We start from the raw sequence: 13398 nt of genomic DNA on the forward strand, positions 1-13398 counted from the left end.
GGGGCGGTCGTCCGGGCGGTTGAAGGCCTGGTCGGGCGCCGGTGCCGGAGGAGCGGTGTCCGGAGCCCTCCGGGGAGATAGGACAGTGGTATTGACCCATGTGCGAGCCGCTCGCAAAAGCGGCTTTCCCTTCGCGCCGGCTTGCCTTACAAGACCACCTGCGCTGGCAACCAGCCGTAAACCCTTTGCGCCGAGACTTGTCCTGATCGCGGGTCAGGTTTCGGACGGGATCCGCTGGACCTCTTGAGGTGGGCCGGGCGTATGGACAACAGGTCACGGGACCGGTTTGAGATGATGCGCAAGTTGGGCCAGTTCAGCCAGACGTCGGCGGCGATCGCCGCGCGGCCGGCTGCACGCCTGCGCCTCGCCGGAGCGCCCGGGCTTCTGTCCGGCGGGCTTCTGCTTCTTAGCTGCCCCTGAGGCCGGCTGGGCGTCTGCGCCTGGGCCTTCAGGGGAACAGCGGAACCACCCCCTCCCACGAGCGCCCAACCCGATGTGGCGCGACAGTTTCTAGGAAGCCAGCCGATGACCACCACCAGCCATAACGATTCCGCCAGCCACGATGCTGCCCCGGGCGCCAAACCTGCGCCGGGCACCTGCGGGTCCGACAAGGACCGCGTCGTCATCTTCGACACCACCTTGCGCGACGGCGAACAGTGCCCTGGCGCGACCATGACCTTCGAGGAGAAGCTCAACATCGCCGCGATGCTGGACGCCATGGGCGTCGACGTCATCGAGGCGGGCTTTCCGATCGCCTCGGACGGCGACTTCGAGGCGGTCAGCGAGATCGCCAAGCGCAGCCGGAACGCGGTGATCTGCGGTCTGTCGCGTGCCGGCGCCAAGGACATCGACCGCTGCGGCGAGGCGGTCCGCCCGGCGCGGCGGGGCCGCATCCACACCTTCCTGTCCACCTCGCCGGTGCACATGAAGTACAAGCTGCAGATGGATGCCAAGCAGGTCTACGAGCTGGTGATCTCCTCGGTGACACGGGCGCGCAATCATACCGACGACGTCGAATGGTCGTCGGAGGACGGCACCCGCACCGAGTTCGATTTCCTCTGCCGCTGCGTCGAGGCCGCGATCAAGGCCGGCGCCACCACCATCAACATTCCCGACACCGTCGGCTACAGCGTGCCCGAGGAGTATTTCGATCTGTTCCGCAGGGTGCGGGAGAGCGTGCCCAATTCCGATCGGGCGATCTTCTCGGTCCACTGCCACAACGATCTCGGCATGGCGGTGGCCAATTCCATGGCCGGCGTGCGCGCCGGCGCCCGCCAGATCGAATGCACCGTCAACGGTATCGGCGAACGCGCCGGCAATGCCGCGCTGGAAGAGGTGGTGATGGCGATGCGGGTGCGGAACGACAAGCTGCCGTTCTGGACCGGGGTCGATTCCACCATGCTGACCCATGCCTCCAAGGTGGTCTCGGCGGCGACCTCCTTTCCGGTGCAGTACAACAAGGCGATCGTCGGCCGGAATGCCTTCGCCCATGAGAGCGGCATCCATCAGGACGGCATGCTCAAGAATGCCCAGACCTACGAGATCATGCTGCCCGAGACCGTGGGCGTGAAGCAGACCTCGCTGGTGATGGGCAAGCATTCCGGTCGCCACGCCTTCATCCACAAGCTGGAGGAAATGGGCCACAAGATCAGCGGCAACCAGCTCGAGGACGCCTTCGTCCGCTTCAAGGCGCTGGCCGACCGCAAGAAGCACATCTATGACGAGGATATCGAGTCGCTGATCGACGAAAGCCTGGTGCATGCCTATGACCGCATCAAGCTGTTGTCGCTGACCGTGATCGCCGGCACCCATGGCCCGCAGCGCGCCACCATGAAGCTCGACGTCGACGGTCAGACCCGGATCGAGGAAGCCGAGGGCAATGGCCCGGTGGATGCGGTGTTCAACTGCATCAAGTCACTGGTGCCGCACGAGGCCAAGCTGGAGCTCTACCAGGTGCATGCGGTCACCGAGGGCACTGACGCCCAGGCCGAGGTTTCGGTGCGACTGTCCCAGGACGGCCGTTCGATGACGGCGCGGGCGGCTGATCCGGACACGCTGGTGGCCTCCGCCAAGGCCTATCTCGGCGCCCTGAACAAGATCGTCATGAAGCAGCAGCGCGACACATCGTCGCCGGCCCAGGCCGCTGCCGCGCATTAAAGCGCACGGGCTGCGCAGAACCGATCAGCGGCGCGTCGCTTGGCGCGCCGCTTTTGCGTCGCAATAACTCCGCCGAAAAAATCCGCCGCCTCAGCACAACGAAGAATGGCCTTTCGCGCAAAGGCTTGGCAAGCTGCGCCCGGTTCGGACGCCGGCGCGGCGATCCGACAGAAGACGTCTCTGGGAGGAGAACAACAATGCGCCTCTTCATGCTGGCCGCCTTGACGGCCGCTGTCGCCGTGGTTGCGGCGCCCGCCGCAGCTCAGCAGCCGATCGTCATCAAGTTCAGCCACGTGGTGGCGGCCAACACCCCGAAGGGTCTGGCGGCGGAGAAGTTCAAGGACCTCGCCGAGAAATATACCGAGGGCAAGGTCAAGGTGGAGGTGTATCCGAACTCGCAGCTCTACAAGGACAAGGAAGAACTCGAGGCGCTGCAGCTCGGCGCCGTGCAGATGCTGGCGCCGTCCAACTCCAAGTTCGGTCCGATCGGCGTCAAGGAGTTCGAGGTCTTCGATCTGCCCTACATCCTTCCGGACCTCAAGGCGCTGCGCAAGGTCACGAACGGGCCGCTCGGCGCCAGGCTGCTCAAGCTGCTCGATGCCAAGGGGATGACCGGTCTCGCCTACTGGGACAACGGCTTCAAGCAGATGAGCGCCAACAAGAAGCTGGTGGCGCCGGAGGATTACAAGGGACTGAAATTCCGCATCCAGTCGTCCAAGGTGCTGGACGCCCAGTTCCGCGCGCTCGGCGCCATTCCCCAGGTGATGGCTTTCTCCGAGGTCTATCAGGCGCTGCAGACCGGCGTGGTCGACGGCCAGGAGAACACGCCCTCCAACATCTACACCCAGAAGATGCACGAGGTGCAGAAATACATCACCCTCACCAACCACGGCTATATCGGCTATGTGGTGGTGGTGAACAAGAAGTTCTGGGACGGTCTGCCGCCGGATATCCGGGCCCAGCTCGACAAGGCCATGAAGGAGGCCACCGAGTTCGGCAACAGCCAGTCGGCCATGGAGAACGACGACGCGCTGGAGGAGATCCGCAAATCCGGCAAGGCCGAACTCATCAAGCTGACGCCCGAGCAGGATGCGGCGATGCGCAAGGCCATCGAGCCGGTCTACAAGGATGTTGCCTCGCGTGTCGGCAAGCCGCTGATCGACGAATTCCTCAAAGAGACCCGCGGCGCCACCAACTGATCGCGGCCCTTGCAGCGGAGCCCGGGGCTCCGCTGCAACGTGTTCTCGCCTTCGCGGCGGTCCCGCGCAGGCGCGCTTCGGGCCATGATCGACCGCCCGGCCCGGCCGGGGTGTCGTGACCGGCAGGTCGTGATGAAAGCGCGGGAAACACGCGCGGCAACGACGGGTAGGGGGACGGTTTCTTGAATATTGCGCTGCGCATCCTCGACCGGCTCGAGGAAACCCTGATCGCATTCCTGATCGCGGCGGCGACGACGATCATCTTCGTCGCCGTGCTGCATCGCTATCTCGTCGGCATTCCGCTTTTTTATCCGCTGCTGTTCCCCATCGACATGTCCTGGGCCCAGGAACTGTGCATCTACATGTTCGTATGGATGGCGAAGTTCGGCGCGGCTTATGGCGTGCGCACCGGCATTCATGTCGGTGTCGATGTGCTGGTCAACAAGCTGGAACCGCGCTGGCGCAAGGTGACGATCCTGTTCGGCCTGTTCTGCGGCGCGCTGTTCACGGCCGTGATCGGCACCATGGGCGCCAAATTCGTCTACGGCCTGTCCCAGACCGACCAGGTCACGCCGGACATGGAGCTGCCGAGCTGGCTCGTCTACCTGTGCATTCCGCTCGGCTCCTATCTGATGTGCTTCCGCTTCCTGCAGGTGGCCTACGGTTTCTGGCGCAGCGGCGCGCTGCCGCATCATGACCACGCCTATGTCGAAGGTGTCGAAGTCGAAGACGTGGAGATCGCGCGATGAGCAGCCTCCTGATCTTCAGCCTTCTGATCGCGCTGATGCTCACCGGCATGCCGATCTCGATCGCGCTCGGCCTGACGGTGCTGTCCTTCGTCTTCCTGATGACCCAGGTGCCGGTCGAGTCGGTGGCGCTGAAGCTGTTCACCGGCATCGACAATTTCGAGATCATGGCGATCCCGTTCTTCATCCTGGCCGGCAACTTCCTGACCCATGGCGGGGTGGCGCGGCGGATGATCAATTTCGCCACCTCGATGGTCGGGCACTGGTATGGCGGTCTCGGTCTCGCCGGCGTCATGGCCTGCGCGCTGTTCGCCGCGGTTTCCGGCTCCTCGCCGGCGACCGTCATCGCCATCGGCTCGATCATGCTGCCGGCCATGGTGCGCCAGGGCTTTCCCAAGCGCTTCGGCGCCGGCGTCATCACCACCTCCGGCGCGCTCGGCATCCTGATCCCGCCCTCCATCGTCATGGTGGTCTATGCGGTGGCGACCGGCGGCAGCATCGCGCTGGATCCGGCGGGACACCGGGTGTCGTCGGCCTCGGTCGGCCAGTTGTTCATCGCCGGCGTCATCCCCGGCATCATGCTGGCGACGCTGCTCGGCCTGACCACGTTCTACCGGGCCTGGAAGAACGACTATCCGCGGATGCCGAGGGCGAGCTGGAAGAAGCGCTTCGAGGCCTTCCGCAACTGCGTCTGGGGGCTGCTGCTCATTGTGATCGTGCTGGGCGGCATCTACACCGGCAAATTCACCCCGACGGAAGCGGCGGCGGTGAGCGCGGTCTACGCCTTCTTCATCGCGGTCTTCGTCTATCGCGACATGTCGCTCAAGGACGTGCCCAAGGTGCTGCTCGGCTCCGCCAATATGAGCGCGATGATCCTCTACATCATCACCAATGCGGTGCTGTTCTCGTTCCTGATGGCCAACGAGAACATCCCGCAGCAGATCGCCAGCTGGATGGCGGGCGCGGGAGTGAACTGGGTCGTCTTCCTGCTGGTCGTCAACATCCTGCTGCTGGTCGCCGGCAACGTCATGGAGGCGACCTCGATCGTGCTGATCATGGCGCCGATCCTGTTTCCGGTGGCGGTCAAGCTCGGCATCCATCCGGTGCATCTCGGCATCCTGATGGTCGTCAACATGGAGGTCGGCATGTGCCACCCGCCGGTCGGGCTCAACCTCTATGTCGCTTCCGGCATCGCCAAGATGGGCATCACCGAGCTCACCATCGCGGTGCTGCCGTGGCTGATCACGATGCTGGCGTTTCTCGGCCTCGTCACCTATGTACCGGAGATCTCGCTGTGGCTGCCGCGCGCGCTCGGCATGCTGTGATCGCCATCGCGCGCCGCGGCAGGGCCGGCGCGCGCCAATTCTTTCCGAAGATTGCCGAACCATTGCAACGTATTCGCGGCAGCGCTGGTTTCTGTCGCGCTGCTCGTCTTCCTGTCGAATCTTTAATTTGAACCGTGTCGTGGTCGCGCCCATGTTCGCCGGTGCGCGATGCGCGGACCGGGTCCGGTATCTGCCTGCGCGCGAACAGGTGGGGGCATCTGGAGATTCACATGAAGAAGGTCATTCTCGCCGGTGTCGCCGCGGTGGCGCTCCTCGGCTCGAGTGCGGTTTATGCCCAGCACCATTGGGACGGCGAGGGCGGCTGGCGTGGCGAGCACGGCTGGCGCCACCATGCCAAGCTCAGCCCGGAAGATCGCCTGGCGCTGGTCGACGCCCGGATCGCCGCGGTCAAGGCCGGGCTCAAGCTGACGGCCGATCAGGAGAAGAACTGGCCGGCGGTGGAGACCGCGGTGCGCGATTTCGCCAAGGAGCGGATCGCGGGCGCCAATGCCGCGGTGCCCGACGAGAACGATCCGGTGGCGCGGCTGCGCACCCGGGCCGATCGCATGGCCGCGGCCGCCGCCGGCCTCAAGCGTATCGCCGACGCCGCCGACCCGCTCTACAAGTCCCTCGACGAGGGCCAGAAGCGGCGCCTCGCCGTTCTGACCCATATGGATGGCCGGCACGGCTTTTTCGGCATGGGTCGGGGCATGGGGCCGGGCCGGGGCATGGGTCCGATGGACCGCGAGGGCGGTGATTCCGGCCCCGGCCGCGGCGGCCCGGGCATGATGGACCGCGACGGCGGCGGCCGCCTGTAGGGGCCGCCCCCCGCCGTCCTGCCGGGCTTCGACGACAAGCGAAAAGCCGCTGAATCCAGCGGCTTTTCTGCGCCGGAGGCCGCCGGCGGCGGTCCGCCAAATCAGCGCGGGAAAACTTGCATCGCATTGCTGGACAGGGCCCGATCCCTTTGCTAAACGACCCCCGCCTGCAAGGAATTCCGGACAGGTTCCGGGCGCATAGCTCAGTTGGTAGAGCAGCTGACTCTTAATCAGCGGGTCCCAGGTTCGAGCCCTGGTGCGCCCACCACCCTTAAGAGATTGGCCCGCAAGGGCTTTTTTAAATTCCTCAGCAGAACAACCGGGTCTTGTGCGACGCTTTTAATGGTCGCACGCCGTGCGACGGGTCGGATAATTAGGACCGAAGCCCATCCACCCCTGTAACGCGAGACCTACCGGTCTGCGTTCAGCTCTTCATGCCTTCCTTCCGCACCTGCACTTCAAGCCTGTCGATACCGGAATCGGCGCGAGCCGCATTGCGGGCGCGGTAGTGCTTCAGGATGGTCTGCGCGCTTCGGTATGAATGCCCAGTGATGTCGCAGATCGTCAGCAAGTCGCAGCCAGCCCGATCGAGAAGCATAACGCAGGCATCACGTAGGTCTTGGTCGTGCTTTTGGTCGAGTTCACCGGCGCCGTTGACGAACATCAGCGCGGGGCAACGCTTTAGACGCCGTGCTGTCTCATGGCCGTTGCTGTCGCGTGCGGTCGGTGCATCCAGCCATTTCCGCTCATGCGCGCTTGCGATCTGCCGGCTCGTACGACGATGAAAAAAGGGCGCGTGCGAGAAGGGAATTGCGCCGCAGCAGCTCTCGCGCCTGCAGGGTGGCGATCTGCTGACGTTGATCGCTTGCCAAAGCGGATGATGCCCGGTTTCGGAGATCGACGATCGTCAAAGCGACCTGCAAACACGAACGACCAGCTCGATGAGCCAGCGCAGCGCCGGGTCGGCCATGGCACGGCGCGTGTGCAGGAGGTCGATGGTGAACGCTTCCACATCGTAGGGAAGTGAAACGACGGATACGCCGGCGGCTGCGACGAAGCGGCTTGCGATACGCTCGGCCATGGTCGCCACGAGATCGGTGCCCGCGACGGCAAACGGCACCGCAACGACATGGGGGAGCGTGATCGCAGTGCGCCGTTTACGCCCGTGCCGAGCCAGCATCGTGTCGATCGCGCCGGGAATTCCGTCGCCGCCGGCCGACGAGAACAGCACGTGTGGAAGGCGCGTGTAGTCGTCCCTTGTGAGTCGGGCCCTTTGCCGGGCGCGCTTGCCATCGCGAATGCAGACGAAGTGTTCCTCGAACAAGGTGCGCCGGGTGATGCGTGCGGAGGCAGGAAGATGGCCGCCAATCAGTGCGTCGATGTCGCCGTGTTCGAGGCCGGCAACGCTCAAAGCCGTGTCAATGACGGGACGCACCACCAGATCGATACCAGGGGCCTCCCGCCGCAGCGCCGTGACCAGTGGCGGCACGATGATGAGGTCGCCGTAGTCGGTCACCGCAATGGATAGGCGGCGGCGGGCTGTTGCGGGATCGAAGCCTGAACCCGGCTCCAGCACGCCCCTGATCTGCCCGAGTGCGTCGCCGATCGGCCGGGCCAGCGACAGCGCCTTGGCGGTGGGCTGCATACCGGAGGCCGAGCGCACAAACAGATCGTCGCCAAACAGCGCCCGCAGGCGGGTCAAAACACTGCTCATGGACGGTTGTGCCAGGCCGACGCGCCGGCCGGCGCGGGTCACGTTGCGCTCCTCCATCAGCGCCTCGAAGGCGACCAGGAGGTTCAGATCGACGGAAGCCAAATTCATTGTGGCAATGTTAGGCATAGTCAAAATCGATTTCAAGAATGTCGCGGGGAGTGATTTATTATGGCGGACGACCTGATTGGATGAGGCATATGCAATCCTCACTCCTGCGCCTCATCCCGCGCGGCCCGACATTGCTGGCGTTTGGCGTGCTGCTCGGACTTATATGTCCGGCGCTCGCGGACCTGGCTCACCCGATGATGCCGACCACGATCTTCCTGATCGTGCTGGGGACGCTGCTGCGGATCGACGGCGAGGCCGTTATCGCCGCGCTGCGCCAGCCATCGCTGTCCGTGCTCTTGCCGGCCGTTGTCATGGTTGCCTGTCCGTTGACGATCGGCGTTGCCGGTTATGCCCTCGGTCTTTCTCCGGAACTCGCGCTTGCAATCGTGCTCGCCGTCTCCGCGCCGCCGTCGAGCGGCACGGCGGCGGTAGCGCGCATGCTCGGGTTCGACGGCGCAGTGCCGCTCGTCGTGACGGTGTTGTCCATGGTGCTGGCTCCGGTCACCGTACCGCTTCTGGCAGGCTGGTTTGGCGGACTCGAGATCAGCGCGTTCGAACTTGCGCTGCGGTTGGCGCTGTTGATCGGCAGCGCAGAGGGCGTCGCCTTCCTGCTCCGCCGTCATGCGGCGCCAATGCTGACGGCCCATGGTGGCCTGGTCGACGGGATCATCGTCGCAGCGCTTCTCGTCTTTGCGGTGGCGACCATGGCCGGCATCCGAGCGCAGATCGCGGCGGATCTGCAGGCCGCAATGCTGTGCCTGGTGCTCGCCGTCGCCTGCAATATCGCCCTTCAGGTTGCGGGTGCCGCGTTGCTGCCGGGGACTTTTGCCCAGCGGCTGACGGTCGGGCTCATTCTCGGCAATCGCAATGTCGGGTTGGTCTGGTCGGCGCTCGGAACTGCCGCCTCGCCGCGCATGGCCTTATACTTCGCCGCGACGCAATTGCCGATTTACATCCTGCCGCGCCTGATCGAGACCTTGATCGGCCGTGACAAACGAAAGGCCAGAGCATGACCACGTCCCGTCTCACCCGCGAACACGCCGCGTATTTCGCCGGCATCGCGCTCGGCCATGTCGGGCGTGAATATCCCAACAACGTGGACCACGCGCTTGCCGAACCTGCGGATGCCCGCACGCCGAGTGAGTTGCACCCAATCTTCTACGGCAGCTACGACTGGCACTCCTGCGTGCATAGCTATTGGATGCTGGCGCGACTGTTGCTCCGCTTTCCGGATGTGGCGGCGGCGTCTGATATCCGTGGGCTGTTCGACGCGCAGTTCGTCCCCGACAAGGTCGCCGCCGAGTGCGCCTACTTTGCGCGCCCGACTGCCCGCGGCTTCAAGCGGCCCTATGGCTGGGCCTGGCTGCTGAAGCTCGCGACCGAGCTGGCGCTCCAACCCGACGATCGTTGGGGTCGCAGTCTCGCGCCGCTTGCCGAGGTCATCGCGCAGCGCTTTCGCGACTTGCTGCCGTTGTCGTCTTATCCCGTTCGCGTCGGAACACATTTCAACACGGCCTTCGGTCTGCGAATGGCGGCGGACTACGCTAACATCACAGGCGATGACGCGCTCGCCAAGCTGCTGCGTGAGACTGGATGGCGCTGGTATGGTGGAGATCGCGACTGCCCGGCCTGGGGCGAGCCGAGTGGCGACGATTTCCAGTCCTCGACGCTCATCGAGGCCGAATGCATGCGGCGCCTGTTGCCGCCAAACGAGTTCTTGCCCTGGTTCGATCGGTTTTTGCCGCAACTATCAGAAGAGCAGCCGGCAACGCTGTTCCGGCCCGCGATGGTGACCGATCGCACGGATGGCAAGATCGCTCATCTCGACGGACTCAATCTCAGCAGGGCCTGGTGCTGGCGTTCTCTCGGCAAGGCCTTGCCGGCAGGCGACCCAAGGCGCGTCATTGCCCACGAGGCGGCGCAGGAGCATCTGGCCGCCGGTCTTCCCCATCTCGCCGAGCATTACATGGGAGAGCACTGGCTGGCGAGCTTCGCCGTTCTCGCGCTCGATGATGAGGAATGAGCGCGCCACGAACGTCTCCGCATTTCCCTCGATCAATCTGTTGCCATGACCAGTCGCGTGCGTGGCTGCGGCACGTGCGCGACACCGGCGCCACCTGACGGCATCGACGCCAGCAGCGACCTCGTATAGGGCTGCCGCGGACTATCGAAGATGTCGGTGACGGTCCCGTGGCGGTCTGGTTCGACCCGCTCCCTGTCGGTTCCGATCTTGAACCGGTCGAGCGGCTCGCGCACCAGCCGCTCGACGGTCCAGGCCGGGTCGAGCGAGGTGAACACCCCATCGTAACCGTTCAAAACCGATCAGCCTGAAGTCGCCAGTCGTCTCTGTCCACCTCTCCCCCTGCTGTGGCGGAGTGATTTTGTAATCGATGGATTAATCTCGTCGCCCGAGCGCTGGGCATGAGCGAGGTTGCCAAGGCCGCTGGCGTGACCGGCGTGGGGCTTTACAAGACACTCGGCGAGAATGGCAATCCGGAGTTCGCAACCGTCCTGCGGGCCATCGGGGCGAAGGGAATGCGGCTTACGGCAAAACCGCCCCGCGCCAAGCCCAAGCCGAAGAAGAAATCCGTGGCGTGATGCTGAAGTTCATCGTCACCGTCGCGCGGGCAATCACTTGCCAGCCGAGCCAGGGCGGACCCACGGCGATCTCGCGGTCCGACTGATCAGAATTGGTTCAGCGCCTCACCGTTGACGCCCGACAATCACCGCGACCGGGACGATGCGCCCGTTCATTCCTGCGCAAGCTCGCCGGCCGCCGCCGCAACGTCGTTCCGATCCGACAACGTTCTGTACGGTCTAGAGCAATACGTGGCGGGCGCGCCAGCGTATGTCTGCACGCGACGGCCAATGATGGCCGATCAAAATGACGTGCATGAACAGCCCGGATCGTCGATCTCGGCAGTCGTTCGGGTTGGATGGGGGTCGTGTTGCGCAAACGCGCGCTGGTGACCGGAGCGACGGGCCAGGATGGTCGGTATCTGCTCGAGCTTCTGGTGCGGGCCGGCTACGACGTTCATGGCCAAACACGTGGCGTGTCGCCGATCGCGCCGGCCGGCGTGAGCTGGCATCGCGGGGTGCTGACCGATCCGGCATTCGTGGAATTTCTGGTGGCCGATTTGAAGCCCGACGAGATCTACAATCTCGCGGCGTTGTCACGGCCGATCCTGTCGTGGGGCGCGACGCGGGAGACCGCAGAGATCAACGGATTCGCGCCGCAGGCGATTTGCGATCTGCTGGTGCGCCACCGTCCAGGCTGCCGGTTTTTCCAGGCGACCTCATCGGAAATGTTCGGCGATTCCGTCGGGCCGTGGCAGGACGAGACGACCCCATTTCGGCCGCGGTCGCCGTACGGCATCACCAAGCTTTACGCTCATCACGTCATCGGCGCCTATCGACGGCAGTACGGGCTGCACGCCTGTTCGGGCATTCTCTTCAACCATGAGAGCCCTCATCGGCCGCTGTCCTTCGTTTCCCAGAAGATTGCCCATGCGGCGGCGGCCGCCTCCTGTGGTCTGCGCGATACCGAGGCGCTGGACGAGCGTGGCCGGCCCATTCTCTCGGGAGGCGTCCTGCTGCTCGGTGACCTGACGGTGCGCCGCGACTTCGGCTTCGCCGGCGATTATGCGGAGGCGATGCACCTCATCCTGACGCATCGCGATCCGGACGACTACGTGATCGGTACGGGTGAAACCCATTCGATCGAGGACTTCTGCAAGGTGGCGTTCGCCGCCGTCGGTCTCGATTGGCGGGATCACGTCAGGGTGGACAGCGCGTTGATCCGGAAGGCGGACAACCACTTCACCCGCGCCAACACCGCGAAGATCCGGCAGGCCACGGGCTGGCGACCTCGTCTGAGCTTCGCCGAACTCGTCGCGTGCATGGTCCGGGCCCAGGTCGGGCTGCTGCGCCGTGAGGCATCCGATGCAAGACCACGGGCCGCGACGAGTTCCTCTCGCGTGACGGCCTGACGTGATGCGCGCGGTCCATGCCTACAAGATCTATCGGCCGGATATTCGCGGCGGCATTCCACATGTCGTCGCCGCGCTGGGCGGCATCGAGGGCATCGAAAGACTGGTCCTGGTGGCGCGCAGGTTTGGTCTGCGGCGCCGGTTTCGGGACGGTGCCGACGAGGTCGACGCGGTCAGCTCCCTGGGTACGCTGTTCTCGACGCCCTTGGCGCCGGCCTATCCGTTCGCGTTGGCGCGTCAGGCGCGGAGGGCGGATCTTGTGGTTCACCACGCACCGTTTCCGCTGGTCGATATCGGCATCCTGCTCGGGCTGCGGCCTTCCACGGCGCTCGTCGTCCATTGGCATGCGGAGATCGTCGGCAAGCCGCTGCTGGCGCAACTGGTCGCTCCTCTCGTCCGCCACACCTTGGAGCGGGCCGATCGGATCGTCGTCTCTGATCGGATCATCGCCGAAAGATCGAGCATGCTCGCACCGCACGTCGCCAAGTGCGTTGCCGTTCCCTATGGTTGCGACGTGGACTATTGGCGCAACCTCGACGCGGCCGGGCACGAAGCCGTTCAGCGGATCAAGCTGCGCTCTCCAAACCTGATCGTCGCGGTGGGTCGCCTCGTCGGCTATAAGGGGTTCGACGTTCTCGTGCGGGCGATGCAGTTCGTGGACGGCGAAGCCGTGATCATCGGTGAAGGCCCGTTGCTGGGGTCTCTCAAGGCGCTCGCGCACGAGCTCGGACTGGCCAGCAAGCTGACGTTCGCCGGCGGCTTGCCGCGGAACGAGGTGCGAACATATCTTCACGCGGCCAGCGCCTTTGCATTTCCATCCGTCACCGACGCCGAGGCTTTCGGGATCGCCCAGATCGAGGCCATGGCGGCTGGTCTGCCTGTCGTCAATACAGCGCTGGCCACGGCTGTGCCGCGCATCGCCCGTCACGGGCGGGAGGCGTTGACCGTGGCGCCGGGAGATCCGTCAGCGTTGGCAGCGGCGCTTCGAACCCTCCTCGAAAATGGCGAGTTCGCGCGGCAGCTCGGATCGGCAGGATACCAGCGCGCGCGTGCGGAGTTCGACCACGGCATTTTCGTCGAGCGGGTTGCTGCCATCTATCGCCAGGAGGTCAAGCGACGGAATGCGGCCGTGACGGCACTTCGGGCGGAGCTGCGCAGTCCGTGATGGACGTCGATTCAGCGCATATGCCGCCATGAGCATGTGTCGTGCGCTTTAGGTCAAGAATGGAAGTGTCCGGTTCGCTATCTCTGACGATGCCAGTGTCCCGGTTCTAACGTTCGTATCTCTTTGCCGCGAGCGCTTATGCGAACGTTAGAACCAAAGGGACACTAGCAATGATCA

At 64.7% G+C, this 13398-nt stretch carries 12 protein-coding genes, 1 tRNA gene and 1 pseudogene; 11 read left to right on the top strand and 3 right to left on the bottom strand.

Annotated features, from left to right (window positions below; genetic code table 11):
- Positions 1-525: 525 nt before the first annotated feature.
- The 6 genes from DB459_RS15195 (at position 526) to DB459_RS15220 (ending at position 6513) form a co-directional block, all read left to right on the top strand.
- Complete coding sequence (locus DB459_RS15195; protein WP_253706094.1) at positions 526-2157, top strand: 2-isopropylmalate synthase; 1632 nt, start codon at positions 526-528, stop codon at positions 2155-2157.
- A gap of 197 nt (positions 2158-2354) precedes the next feature.
- Positions 2355-3356 carry a TRAP transporter substrate-binding protein gene (locus DB459_RS15200; RefSeq protein WP_253706095.1) on the top strand — a complete coding sequence of 334 codons (1002 nt, stop codon included), beginning with the start codon at positions 2355-2357 and terminating at the stop codon, positions 3354-3356.
- Positions 3357-3538: 182 nt separating this feature from the next.
- The gene (locus DB459_RS15205) at positions 3539-4105 is read left to right on the top strand and encodes a TRAP transporter small permease (protein ID WP_371926750.1); all 567 of its coding nucleotides are present in this window, start codon (positions 3539-3541) and stop codon (positions 4103-4105) included.
- Positions 4102-5427, top strand: a complete 1326-nt coding sequence (locus DB459_RS15210) for a TRAP transporter large permease (protein ID WP_253706096.1) — start codon at positions 4102-4104, stop codon at positions 5425-5427. Before DB459_RS15205 ends, DB459_RS15210 begins: the two co-directional genes overlap by 4 nt.
- Positions 5428-5657: 230 nt before the next feature.
- A complete protein-coding gene (locus tag DB459_RS15215) occupies positions 5658-6245 on the top strand; it encodes a Spy/CpxP family protein refolding chaperone (protein ID WP_253706097.1) in 588 nt (195 codons plus the stop codon).
- Positions 6246-6437: 192 nt separating this feature from the next.
- Positions 6438-6513, top strand: a tRNA-Lys gene (locus tag DB459_RS15220).
- Positions 6514-6669: 156 nt separating this feature from the next.
- On the opposite strand, the gene DB459_RS15225 is transcribed toward DB459_RS15220, so the two are convergent.
- Together DB459_RS15225 and DB459_RS15230 are read right to left on the bottom strand one after the other, a co-directional pair.
- Positions 6670-6909: a hypothetical protein gene (locus DB459_RS15225; protein WP_253706098.1), complete on the bottom strand. Its 240-nt coding sequence runs from the start codon at positions 6907-6909 to the stop codon at positions 6670-6672.
- Between the two features lie 243 nt (positions 6910-7152).
- Positions 7153-8067: a LysR family transcriptional regulator gene (locus DB459_RS15230; protein WP_253706099.1), complete on the bottom strand. Its 915-nt coding sequence runs from the start codon at positions 8065-8067 to the stop codon at positions 7153-7155.
- Positions 8068-8156: 89 nt separating this feature from the next.
- On the opposite strand from DB459_RS15230, the gene DB459_RS15235 reads away from it, so the two are divergent.
- Complete coding sequence (locus DB459_RS15235; protein WP_253706100.1) at positions 8157-9080, top strand: hypothetical protein; 924 nt, start codon at positions 8157-8159, stop codon at positions 9078-9080.
- Positions 9077-10090 carry a DUF2891 domain-containing protein gene (locus DB459_RS15240; RefSeq protein ID WP_253706101.1) on the top strand — a complete coding sequence of 338 codons (1014 nt, stop codon included), beginning with the start codon at positions 9077-9079 and terminating at the stop codon, positions 10088-10090. The genes DB459_RS15235 and DB459_RS15240 overlap by 4 nt, the downstream gene beginning before the upstream one ends.
- Positions 10091-10122: 32 nt before the next feature.
- Here the strand turns inward: DB459_RS15240 and DB459_RS15245 are convergent.
- Positions 10123-10374 (bottom strand): annotated as a pseudogene (locus tag DB459_RS15245) (hypothetical protein); the annotation flags it as partial.
- Positions 10375-10461: 87 nt separating this feature from the next.
- Between DB459_RS15245 and DB459_RS15250 the strand changes: the two are divergent.
- The 3 genes from DB459_RS15250 to DB459_RS15260 all read left to right on the top strand — a co-directional run bounded on the left by DB459_RS15250 (position 10462) and on the right by DB459_RS15260 (position 13221).
- The gene (locus tag DB459_RS15250; RefSeq protein ID WP_371926987.1) at positions 10462-10665 is read left to right on the top strand and encodes a DNA-binding protein; all 204 of its coding nucleotides are present in this window, start codon (positions 10462-10464) and stop codon (positions 10663-10665) included.
- A 347-nt stretch (positions 10666-11012) separates the two neighbouring features.
- Positions 11013-12056 carry a GDP-mannose 4,6-dehydratase gene (locus tag DB459_RS15255; RefSeq protein WP_253706103.1) on the top strand — a complete coding sequence of 348 codons (1044 nt, stop codon included), beginning with the start codon at positions 11013-11015 and terminating at the stop codon, positions 12054-12056.
- Positions 12057-12060: 4 nt separating this feature from the next.
- On the top strand, positions 12061-13221 hold the full coding sequence (locus DB459_RS15260) for a glycosyltransferase (protein ID WP_253713582.1): 1161 nt from the start codon (positions 12061-12063) through the stop codon (positions 13219-13221).
- Positions 13222-13398: the final 177 nt, after the last annotated feature.

It is taken from the genome of Bradyrhizobium sp. WD16 (assembly GCF_024181725.1).
Classification (GTDB): Bacteria; Pseudomonadota; Alphaproteobacteria; order Rhizobiales; family Xanthobacteraceae; genus Bradyrhizobium_A.

What these genes read in the sequence shown, in the direction of transcription:
- DB459_RS15195 (WP_253706094.1), top strand. Translation starts at nt 526, where the DNA reads ATGACCACCACCAGCCATAACGATTCCGCCAGCCACGATGCTGCCCCG.
- DB459_RS15200 (WP_253706095.1), top strand. Translation starts at nt 2,355, where the DNA reads ATGCGCCTCTTCATGCTGGCCGCCTTGACGGCCGCTGTCGCCGTGGTT.
- DB459_RS15210 (WP_253706096.1), top strand. Translation starts at nt 4,102, where the DNA reads ATGAGCAGCCTCCTGATCTTCAGCCTTCTGATCGCGCTGATGCTCACC.
- DB459_RS15215 (WP_253706097.1), top strand. Translation starts at nt 5,658, where the DNA reads ATGAAGAAGGTCATTCTCGCCGGTGTCGCCGCGGTGGCGCTCCTCGGC.
- DB459_RS15225 (WP_253706098.1), bottom strand. Translation starts at nt 6,909, where the DNA reads ATGTTCGTCAACGGCGCCGGTGAACTCGACCAAAAGCACGACCAAGAC.
- DB459_RS15230 (WP_253706099.1), bottom strand. Translation starts at nt 8,067, where the DNA reads ATGAATTTGGCTTCCGTCGATCTGAACCTCCTGGTCGCCTTCGAGGCG.
- DB459_RS15235 (WP_253706100.1), top strand. Translation starts at nt 8,157, where the DNA reads ATGCAATCCTCACTCCTGCGCCTCATCCCGCGCGGCCCGACATTGCTG.
- DB459_RS15240 (WP_253706101.1), top strand. Translation starts at nt 9,077, where the DNA reads ATGACCACGTCCCGTCTCACCCGCGAACACGCCGCGTATTTCGCCGGC.
- DB459_RS15260 (WP_253713582.1), top strand. Translation starts at nt 12,061, where the DNA reads ATGCGCGCGGTCCATGCCTACAAGATCTATCGGCCGGATATTCGCGGC.